The organism is Streptomyces netropsis (assembly GCF_014203545.1).
Taxonomy (GTDB): domain Bacteria; phylum Actinomycetota; class Actinomycetes; order Streptomycetales; family Streptomycetaceae; genus Streptomyces; species Streptomyces netropsis.
Genome location: NZ_JACHJG010000009.1, coordinates 337879 through 347224, shown reverse-complemented (window position 1 = coordinate 347224; position 9346 = coordinate 337879). Strand labels below are relative to the sequence as shown.

Below are 9346 nucleotides of genomic sequence, written 5' to 3'. Positions count from 1 at the left end.
CTCCGGTGTCGCCCACTTCGCCTACGACGACGAGGAGACCTGCCTCGAAGAGGTCCGCTACCTCCTCTCGCTCCTCCCGCAGAACAACCGCGAGATGCCACCCCGCGCGGCCACCGACGATCCGGCCGACCGCGCCTGCGAGACGCTGCGCGACATGGTCCCCGCGGACGGGACCCGGCCCTACGACATGCACGAGGTCATCACCGAGATCGTCGACGACGGAGAGCACATGGAGGTGCACGAACGCTGGGCCACCAGTGTCATCTGCACCCTCGCCCGGATCGGCGGCGAGGTGGTGGGCATCGTCGCCAACCAGCCCCAGTCGCTGGCCGGCGTCCTCGACATCCACTCCTCGGAGAAGGCGGCGCGCTTCGTCCAGCTCTGCGACGCCTTCAACATCCCCATCGTGACCCTGGTCGACGTGCCGGGCTTCCTGCCCGGCGTGGACCAGGAGCACGGCGGCATCATCCGGCACGGCGCGAAGCTGCTGTACGCGTACTGCAACGCCACCGTCCCCCGCATCTCCCTGATCCTGCGCAAGGCCTACGGCGGCGCCTACATCGTCATGGACTCCCGCTCCATCGGCGCGGACCTCTCCTTCGCCTGGCCCGCCAACGAGATCGCGGTCATGGGCGCCGAGGGCGCCGCGAACGTCGTCTTCCGACGGCAGATCGCGGCGGCCGACGACCCCGACGCGATGCGCGCCCAGATGGTCAAGGAGTACAAGGCGGAGCTGATGCACCCGTACTACGCGGCCGAACGGGGCCTCGTCGACGACGTCATCGACCCCGCCGACACCCGCTCCCTGCTGATCGGCTCGCTGGCGATGCTGCGCGCGAAGCACGCCTCGCTGCCCGACCGCAAACACGGCAACCCCCCGATGTGAGCCCCCCCATGTGAGCCACCCCCCGATGCCGGACCCGGCTGCCGGCCCCCGCTGTGAGTGCTGTGAGTACGGCCCCCCGACGCGAGAAGCGAGAAGGAGCACCCCTGTGACACAGGAGAAGGCACCGACCGCACTGCGAGGCCCCTTGGGGCCCTCTCTGCTGAAGGTCATCGGCGGAAACCCCACCCAGGAGGAGCTCGCGGCGGTCACCGCCGTCCTCGTCGCGCTGTCCGCGCGCCAGGAGCGTCAGCCGGTCGCGGCGGGCGCACCCGCCGCCGCCCGGTGGCAGCGCGCCGGGGCCCGCGGCCGCCCGCCCGGGGCCCGGGCCGCCCGGAGCTGAGTCCGGCAGCTTCCTGCCACCTTCGTCCCGGGTGGCGGGAGGTTCCCGCCACCCACGAACAGAACAGCACAAGCCCGGCCGCCCGCAGACGCGGCCGCGGCCGACGTCAGGAGGCAGCGTGCTTCAGGTAGTGTTCCGAATCCTGGGGCCGTTGGACATCAGCGTGGACGGCCGCCCCGTCTCCCTTCAGGGCGCCCGCCAGCGCACGATCATGTCGCTGCTGTTGCTCACCCCGAACCACGTGGTGTCCGTCGACACGCTCGCCGACGCCGTCTGGGACGGCCGTCCCCCGGCCACCGCCCGCAACCAGATCGCCATCTGCGTCTCCGCGCTGCGCAAGACCTTCAAGGCGGCCGGCGCCGAGGACCTGCTCGTCACCAGCCACCCGGGATACCTGCTGGCCTCCGGTGAACACCGCATCGACGCCGTCGAGTTCGAGGAACAGGTCGCCAAGGGCCGCGAGGCCGCCCGCAGCGGCCGGCTGGAGGAAGCCAGCGCCCGCTTCGAGGAAGCCCTGGCCATGTGGCGCGGCCCGGCCCTGGAAGGCATCTCGGCCGAGCGCGTCGAGATGGACGCCGCCCGGCTCACGGAGACGCGCCTCGACGTGTACGAGGAGTTCGTGGGACTGCGGCTGGAGCTGGGCCGCCACCAGGACCTGATCGGCGAACTCAGCGCGTTCATCCGGGAGAACCCGCTGCGCGAGCAGTCCATCGCCCACCTCATGCTGGCCCACTACCGCTCGGGCCGGCGCGCCGAGGCCCTGGAGACCTACCGCGAGGGACACCGCATCCTCGCCGACGAACTCGGCATCGCCCCCGGCCCGGTGCTGCGGGAGCTCCACAAGGCCGTGCTCAACGACCTCCCCGAGCTCAACCCGCACCAGGGCGGCGAAGCCCCCGCCACATCGACGGCCGTACCGGAACAGTTCCCGCCGGACGTCGCCTCCTTCACCGGCCGCGAGAAGGAACTCGCCGTCCTCGACCGGCTGCTGGAGCACGGGGACGGCGACGTGCTGCCCGTGGGCTCCATCACCGGCATCGGAGGGGTCGGCAAGACCGCCCTCGCCGTCCACTGGGCCCGCCAGGTCGCGGGCCGCTTCCCGGACGGCCTGTTCTTCGCCGACATGCGCGGATACGACGAGGAGGCACCCCGCCGCCCCGGCGCCGTCCTCGACCATTTGCTGCGGGCCCTCGGCATCAAGGGCCCCCAGATCCCCGCCGACCTGCACGAGCGCACGGCCCTCTTCCGCGGCGTCCTGCAGGGCCGCCGGGCCCTCATCGTGCTGGACAACGCCCGGTCCTTCCAGCAGATCCGGCCGCTGCTGCCCGGCGACGGCCGCTGCTGCGTCCTCGTCACCAGCCGCGATCCCATGGGCGGAGCCCTCGCCGGAGACTACGTCTACGTACCGCTGGTGCTCGGCGCGCTCCCGCAGGACGAGGCCACCGCGCTGCTGTCCAGGGTCGCCGGCGACGACCGGATCGCCGCCGACCCCGTCGGCGCCGCCCGGCTCGGCGAACTGTGCGACCGGCTGCCGCTCGCCCTGCGCATCGCCGCCGCCCGGCTCGCCGCCAAACCCCACTGGTCGGTACGGACCCTGGTGGCCCGGCTCGAGGACCAGCACCGCAGGCTCGACGAACTGAGCCTCGACGAACGCGGAGTACGGGCCGGACTGCGGCTCAGCTACCGCGACCTGTCACCCGCCGCCGCCCGGATGTTCCGGCTGCTCGCCATGGTCGACGCACCGGACTTCGCCGCCTGGGCCGGCGCCGCCCTCCTCGACATCGACCCGCTCGACGCCGAGGACCTGATCGAGCAACTCGTCGACGCCCAGCTGCTGGAGCCGCTCAGCGCCACCCTCGGCCCGGTCCGCTACCGCTTCCAGAACCTCCTGCGGCTCTTCGCCCACGAATGCGCCCTGGCCGAGGAGGACGCACAGGACCGCCGCGAGGCCACCCGCCGGGCCTACGGCGCCTGGCTGGCACTGGCCGTCGAGGCCCACCACCGGCTCTACGGCGGCGACTACACCCTCGTCCACAGCCAGGCGCCGCCGCACCGGCTCCCGGCCCACCTGGTGGGCCATCTGCTGGAGAACCCCATGGAATGGTTCGAGAGCGAACGCGTCCCGATCACCAGGATCGTCGACCAGGCCGCCCAGGACGGCGAAGCCGCGTACGCCTGGGACCTCACGATGACCAGCGTCACCCTCTTCCAGAACCGCAACTACCTGGAGGACTGGCGGCACTGCGGTGAGCGGGCCCTCGCCGCCGTCCGCCGCGCCGGCGACAGGCTGGGGGAGGCGGCGATGCTGCACTCGCTCGGCACCCTGGAGATCATCCAGTGGAAGTACGACGAGGCCTTCACCCGTCTCGGCCTGGCGCTGCGCCTGTTCGAGGAGCAGCACCAGGTCGAGGGGTGCGCCCTGGTGCTCCGGAACCTGGCGCTGTGCGAACGGCACCGAGGTGATCTGGAGCGGGCCAGGGAGCTCGGCCACCAGTCGCTGGCGGGATTCCGCAGCGCCGGTGACCCCTACGCGGAGGCCCACATGCTGGGCCTGATGGCGCAGATCGAGCTGGAGCGGGGCGACGCCCGCACGTGTATCGAGCTCTCGCACGAGGCGATCGCCAGGACCCGCGAACTGGGAAGCGTCAGAGGAGAGGCACAAGGCATGGTCCGGCTCGCCGGGGCCCTCGTCCACCAAGGGGACGGGGCGGGCGCCGAGGAGGTGTGTCGGCGCGCCCTCGAACTCGTGCGGACCAGTGGTGACCGCCGCGGTGAGGCCCACGCGCTGCGCGCGCTGGGCGAGGCACTGTGGTGCCGGGAGCAGTGGGAGGACGCCGAGGCGGTCCTGCGCGACGCCCGGGCGACCGCCGGCAAGATCCAGGACCGGTTCCTCGAAGGCAGGGCGGGTCTCGCCCTCGGATGCCTGCTCGCCCTCCGGTCCGACCGGGCCGGGGCGTCCGGCCTGATCGCCGACGCGGCCCGGCAGTTCACCGAGGTGGGAGCGGTGCCCTGGCAGGAGCGGACCAGCCGCCTGCTGACGGTGCTCGACAGTGGCGAGGAGCTGCTCCCGCGGAAGCTGTTCGCGCTCTTCCAGCACTGACGCCCGGCCGCGCCCCGTGCCCGGCCGCCGTCACACCCACGGGTCGTCCATCGTGACCGCACCCGACGCCGCGACCGTCCGGGCGCCGGCCGTGGGCGCCGCGTCCGCCTTGACCCACGGGTCGTCGCCCTGGGCGGCCACGGCGTCGATCTTGACCCACGGGTCGTCGCCCTGGGCCTGCGCCGCCGCCCCGAAGACACCGAGCGCCGCGAGGGCCATCGTCCCGCCGACCGCCAGCCGGCTGAGCGGAGCGAGGGCGACGGCGGTGTAGGCGGTGCGCTTGGCACGGTTCATGGTGTCCTCCCGGACTTCTCGGGGCCGGGTCGGCGGACATCGTGCCCGGCGCCGGTGCGGCCCGCTTCCTGCGGTATGCCGAGAACATTAGGGACGCCTGCTTTTCGCGCCCTTTCGAATCTGTTTCGCGGCCACGAAATCGACCCGACATCGACCCGATGGAGCCCGGGAAACCGGCCCGCCGGACCGATGCCGGACGACGTCCTGCTACGGTGCCGACCCGGCGCTTTCCGGGCCGCGCGCAACCTGTCCCGTCAAGCGGTCCACGTAGGCGACCAGCAAATCCGACCAAGGGATTCCGGACTGCCGCAGCATCAGTTCCTGATCGGCCGCCGACATGTCCGCGACCCGGTCCAATAAGTCCAGTGGGTCTTCCACCTGGCTGGTTTCCTGCGGATGATTTTTGATGTCTTCCTCCTGCCTTCGGTCCGGGTGTCGTCCAGTTCCGCACAAACAGGCCGAAGAGCGCGGCCATAGGAAAACTTGAACTGCCTTCCACCGCGCCCGTGACCGCGCCGTGGGGCGCTTCCCCGCAGCACGCCGCCCACGCTAGGCGAAGCTCTTTTCAAGGCTCTTTCGTATCGCTTTCCCGGCCGCGAAACCGAGCCGATGCCGGGGGAGAACGCCGGCTCCGTAGCCTTCGCGGCAGACGGCCCGGGGACCGGAGCGGGCCCGCCAACGGGGGAGGACCTCATGGACTTCAAGATCCTCGGCCCGGTGTCGGCCGAGCGGGACGGCCAGCCGGTCGCACTCGACGGCGGCAAGCAGCGCACCGCGCTCGCGACCCTGCTGCTCGCCCACGGCCAGGTCGTCACCGACGAACGGCTGACCACCCTGCTGTGGGGCTGGGACCCGCCGGCCACCAGCACCAACCAGCTCTACACCTACGTATCCAGGCTGCGCACCCGCCTCGGCCCCCGGCACGGCCTTCAGCGCCGCGGCGCCGGCTACCGCATGGACATCGGCGACGCGGGTTTCGACTGGGACGCCTTCCGCTCCCTCGCCGACGAGGGCCGCACCCACCTCCTCGCGGCCCGCTACGCCGACGCCGAGCACCGGCTCGGCCGGGCCCTCGCGCTGTGGTGGGGTCCGGCCCTCACCGACGTCACCGAGCACCTCGCCCGGGCCGAGGGCCCCCGCATGGAAGAGGCCCGGCTGTCCGCACTGGAGAACCACACCGAGGCCGCACTCGCCCTCGGCCGCCACAACGACATGGTCTCCGCCCTGACCCGGCAGGTGACACTGCATCCGGTACGCGAGCGGCTGCGCGGCCAGCTCATGACCGCGCTGTTCCGCTGCGGCCGCCAGGCCGACGCGCTCGCCGTGTACGAGGCCGGGCGCCGGGTCCTCGCCGACGACCTCGGCATAGACCCGGGGCCGGAGCTGCGCGCCCTCCACCAGGACGTCCTGACCGGGACACTGGCCCCGCCACCGGCAGCGGAACGCGAGCGCGTCACACCGGCCGCACCCGCCCGGCCCCCGGCGGCGACGGTCGCCCCCACCCCGCACCCGGAGCCCGCGGCCGGCGGCGGCTGGCAGGGGCTCGTTCCCGCGATGCTGCCCGCCGCCCCCGGCGACTTCACCGGCCGGAGGGCCGAGACCGAGGAGGTGCTGACCGCCCTGCGCGAGCACCAGGACGTCGTGATCACCGGCGCCCCCGGCACCGGGAAGTCCGCACTCGCCCTGTGGGCGGCCGAAGACTGCCGGGCCGACTTCCCCCACGGCGGGCTCTACGCCGATCTGCGGACGGCCGACAACGGGAGGCCGCGCGACCCGGCGGAAGTGCTCGGCTGGTTCCTGCGCGCCCTCGGCACCGCACCGGACCAACTGCCCGCCACCCTCGACGAGCGCGTCCAGCTCTACCGGACGCTGCTGGCCGGGCGTCGCGCGCTCGTCGTCCTCGACAACGCCCACGACGACAGCCAGGTACGGCCCCTGCTGCCGGGCGGCGGCGAGAGCCGGACCGTCGTCACCGGGGTCCGTTCCCCCCTGGCCTCGCTGGAAGGCACCCGGCTGGTGCGGCTCGGCCCCCTGCCACCGGCGGAGGCCGTCGGCCTGCTCACCGCGATCGCGGGACCCGGGGGGTCAGACCGGCCGGCGCCCGCAGCGTATGCGCGCATCGCGGAGCTCTGCGACCGGCTGCCCCTCGCCCTGCGGATCGCGGCGGCCCGGCTGTCGGCGCGCCCGCACTGGTCGGCGGCCCGGTTCGCGGACCGGCTGGCACCCGCCGGACGCCGGCTCGACGAACTGCGCTTCGGCAGCCTCGACATACGGACCGGGCTGAGCGCGGCACTCGCCCAACTGGACCCTGCCGCGCGGGACGGCTTCACGACCCTGGCGGCGGCCGGCATGCGCGGGCTGACCGCGGCCGACGCGGCCGCGCTGCTCGACACCGGCCCCGACGACGCCGAGGAGCTCCTGGAACGGCTGGCCGACGCACGGCTCCTGGAGGTGTGCGGGGCGGACGGCGACGCGTGGCTGCGGTACCGCTTCATGCCGCTGGTCCAGCTGTTCGCCCAGGAGCAACGCGCACCCGCGCTCGTCTCCTGAGCCCTCCTCTTCTTCGTACTTCTTCCCGGGCCTGGTGGGCCGGCCGTCCCGCGGCCGGCCCACCAGGCCGTTCCCGGTCCGTCAGCCGCAGCCGCCCGCGTGCCCCTCGTCCAGGCCGAAGGCGGCCATTCCCGCCCAGGAACTCTCGGGCTCCGACAGCGGCGCCACTTCCTGATTCACCGTTCCCGCCCATTCGATCTCCGCGAGAACCTCCAGAGGGTGCTGGACCTGGGACGGGGAAGTCTGATCGTTCAACACGTCTGCTCCTGTCAGTGAGTCGGGTCCCGCTCAGGCCCCGCACCAACAGATTCGGCCGCACTCGTATGGGAATTCTCCGCGCCGTCCCCGGCCGGCGATCCAGAGGAATACAGACCGGCTACAGGTCGCGTACAGAAAACCCGGTCACGCTGGCCCGTATGGATAGTCACGTCAGGCGCGTCGTTGTCGTGGGCGGAACGGCCTCCGGCTGGATCGCCGCTGCCCGGCTCGCGTCCGCCTTCCACGGCACGGTTTCCGTCGCCGTACTCGAAACGCCGCAGCGAGCCGCCGCGGTATCGGCGACCGGGCAGGTGGGCGCCCTCGCGCCCGAATTGCAGCGCGGCCTGTTCGACCGCATCGGCGTTTCGGAGGAAGAATGGATGCGGGCCTGCTGCGCATCCTTCAGAACAGCTGTCCGCTATGTGAATTGGCGTACCGAAGGCGCGGCCGAAAGCGCGGTGCGGATCACCGGGAACGGCGGCGTGGACCACTTCTACCGCCCCTGCGCGGACATGCCGAGGTGCGCGGAACTCCCCCTGTCGGACTTCTGGCGGCACCGCAGGCACGGCGGCGAGACCGCCGAGGCCTACGACTACGCGTGCTTCCGCGAGCCGCCGCTGATGGACGCGAGGAAGTCACCGCGCTGGCTGGACGGCCGGACGGCCGTCCCGTACGGCTGGCACGCGGACGTCCGCATGTTCACGCAGTACTTGCGGAAGACCGCGATGCGCCGGTTCGGCGTACGGTCCGTCCACGGTGAACTCCTCCACGCCGAACGGGACGAGCGCGGAATGCTGACCGTCCTGCACACCGTGGAGGGCGCCTCCGTCGCCGGTGACCTCTTCCTCGACTGCACCGGGGCCGAGAGCCTCCTGCTGGCCGGTGTCCTCCGGGAGCCCTTCCTCGACGCCCGGGACCGGCTGCTGTGCGACAGCGCGGTCACCGTCACCGTCCCGCACGACGACGCCGCGCACGGCATCGACCCCTTCACCACGGCCACGGCCATGCCCGACGGCTGGGCCTGGCGGATGCCGCTCCCCGACCGGTTCGGGGCGGGGCTCGTCCACGCGCGCGACCGTACGGATCCCCAGGAGGCCGCCGACCGGCTCTGCGCGCTCTGGGGCCTGCGCCCGGGCCACGCGACCGTGCGTCACATCGCCTACCGCACCGGGCGCAGACGCCGTGCCTGGGTGAAGAACTGCGTCGCGCTGGGGTCTGCCGCGTCGTTCGTGGAACCCCTCGCCGACGAGGGCCTCGCGGACGTCCTGCACATGATGGACCGGCTGGTGCGCGACTTCCCGACGCGGGACGACGCGGAGGCACCGGCAACCCGCTTCAACCGCGCCGCACGGACCCGTCACGAACGGTCCCGTGACTTCGCGCAGTTGCTGTACTTCGCGGCGCCCCGCGCGGACACGCCGTTCTGGCGCGCCCAGCGCGAACTGCCGCTGTCGGACACGCTGGCGGAATACCTCGTCGGCCACCGCGCGGGCCTGTCCCCGGACACCGCAGAGGCCCCGTACGACGCCCTGCTGGCTGCGCTCGCCCCCGGCCGGGCCGCCCCGCCCGCCGCCCTCGCCCACCGGCCGGCCGCCCGCCGCGCGGCGGACGCCGAGTTCTCCCGGATCGCACGGCAGCAGCGGATCCTGCTGGAAACCCTGCCGGGAGCCCACGAGTACCTGCACCGGCTGCACACCCGGCCGGTGCCGGCGGTGGCGGTCACGGTCTGAGGCGGCTGAACGGGTCACCCATGCGGTTCGACCGCGACCCGGCGTGATCCACCCGTCACCGAACGCCGTTTCGGTAAATCTCCACATCGCGTGGAGACCGCCGGTAACTCCCGTGTGGCGCCCCTCGATATGCCGGTTATGCCCATGGCGCTTGATGGGCGTGTGTCCATTTATGTTCCGCGAGGACG

At 72.7% G+C, this 9346-nt stretch carries 8 protein-coding genes; 5 read left to right on the top strand and 3 right to left on the bottom strand.

The features are described 5' to 3' along the window. The 3 genes from FHS38_RS22515 to FHS38_RS22505 form a co-directional block, all read left to right on the top strand. Nucleotides 1-886, top strand: an 886-nt coding sequence (locus FHS38_RS22515; protein ID WP_311775281.1) for an acyl-CoA carboxylase subunit beta, incomplete at its 5' end; no start/stop codon positions are given. Nucleotides 887-992: 106 nt separating this feature from the next. Next, complete coding sequence (locus FHS38_RS22510) at nucleotides 993-1226, top strand: acyl-CoA carboxylase subunit epsilon (RefSeq protein WP_221495225.1); 234 nt, start codon at nucleotides 993-995, stop codon at nucleotides 1224-1226. A gap of 118 nt (nucleotides 1227-1344) precedes the next feature. Beyond that, complete coding sequence (locus FHS38_RS22505; protein ID WP_184736119.1) at nucleotides 1345-4326, top strand: AfsR/SARP family transcriptional regulator; 2982 nt, start codon at nucleotides 1345-1347, stop codon at nucleotides 4324-4326. Between the two features lie 30 nt (nucleotides 4327-4356). On the opposite strand, the gene FHS38_RS22500 is transcribed toward FHS38_RS22505, so the two are convergent. Then, a complete protein-coding gene (locus FHS38_RS22500) occupies nucleotides 4357-4620 on the bottom strand; it encodes a hypothetical protein (RefSeq protein ID WP_184736117.1) in 264 nt (87 codons plus the stop codon). A gap of 207 nt (nucleotides 4621-4827) precedes the next feature. Next, nucleotides 4828-4998 carry a DUF6269 family protein gene (locus tag FHS38_RS22495; protein WP_184736115.1) on the bottom strand — a complete coding sequence of 57 codons (171 nt, stop codon included), beginning with the start codon at nucleotides 4996-4998 and terminating at the stop codon, nucleotides 4828-4830. A gap of 315 nt (nucleotides 4999-5313) precedes the next feature. On the opposite strand from FHS38_RS22495, the gene FHS38_RS22490 reads away from it, so the two are divergent. Next, on the top strand, nucleotides 5314-7170 hold the full coding sequence (locus tag FHS38_RS22490; RefSeq protein WP_184736113.1) for an AfsR/SARP family transcriptional regulator: 1857 nt from the start codon (nucleotides 5314-5316) through the stop codon (nucleotides 7168-7170). An 81-nt stretch (nucleotides 7171-7251) separates the two neighbouring features. Here FHS38_RS22490 and FHS38_RS22485 read toward each other — a convergent pair whose 3' ends face one another. Beyond that, on the bottom strand, nucleotides 7252-7425 hold the full coding sequence (locus FHS38_RS22485; RefSeq protein ID WP_184736111.1) for a DUF6269 family protein: 174 nt from the start codon (nucleotides 7423-7425) through the stop codon (nucleotides 7252-7254). A gap of 161 nt (nucleotides 7426-7586) precedes the next feature. Here FHS38_RS22485 and FHS38_RS22480 point away from each other — a divergent pair, with 161 nt between their 5' ends. Next, nucleotides 7587-9158, top strand: a complete 1572-nt coding sequence (locus tag FHS38_RS22480; protein WP_184736110.1) for a tryptophan halogenase family protein — start codon at nucleotides 7587-7589, stop codon at nucleotides 9156-9158. The last annotated feature ends 188 nt before the right edge of the window (nucleotides 9159-9346 follow it).

Excerpts from the sequence above, each read along its gene's own strand:
- FHS38_RS22500 (WP_184736117.1), bottom strand. The coding sequence starts at position 4,620 with ATGAACCGTGCCAAGCGCACCGCCTACACCGCCGTCGCCCTCGCTCCG.
- FHS38_RS22490 (WP_184736113.1), top strand. The coding sequence starts at position 5,314 with ATGGACTTCAAGATCCTCGGCCCGGTGTCGGCCGAGCGGGACGGCCAG.
- FHS38_RS22480 (WP_184736110.1), top strand. The coding sequence starts at position 7,587 with ATGGATAGTCACGTCAGGCGCGTCGTTGTCGTGGGCGGAACGGCCTCC.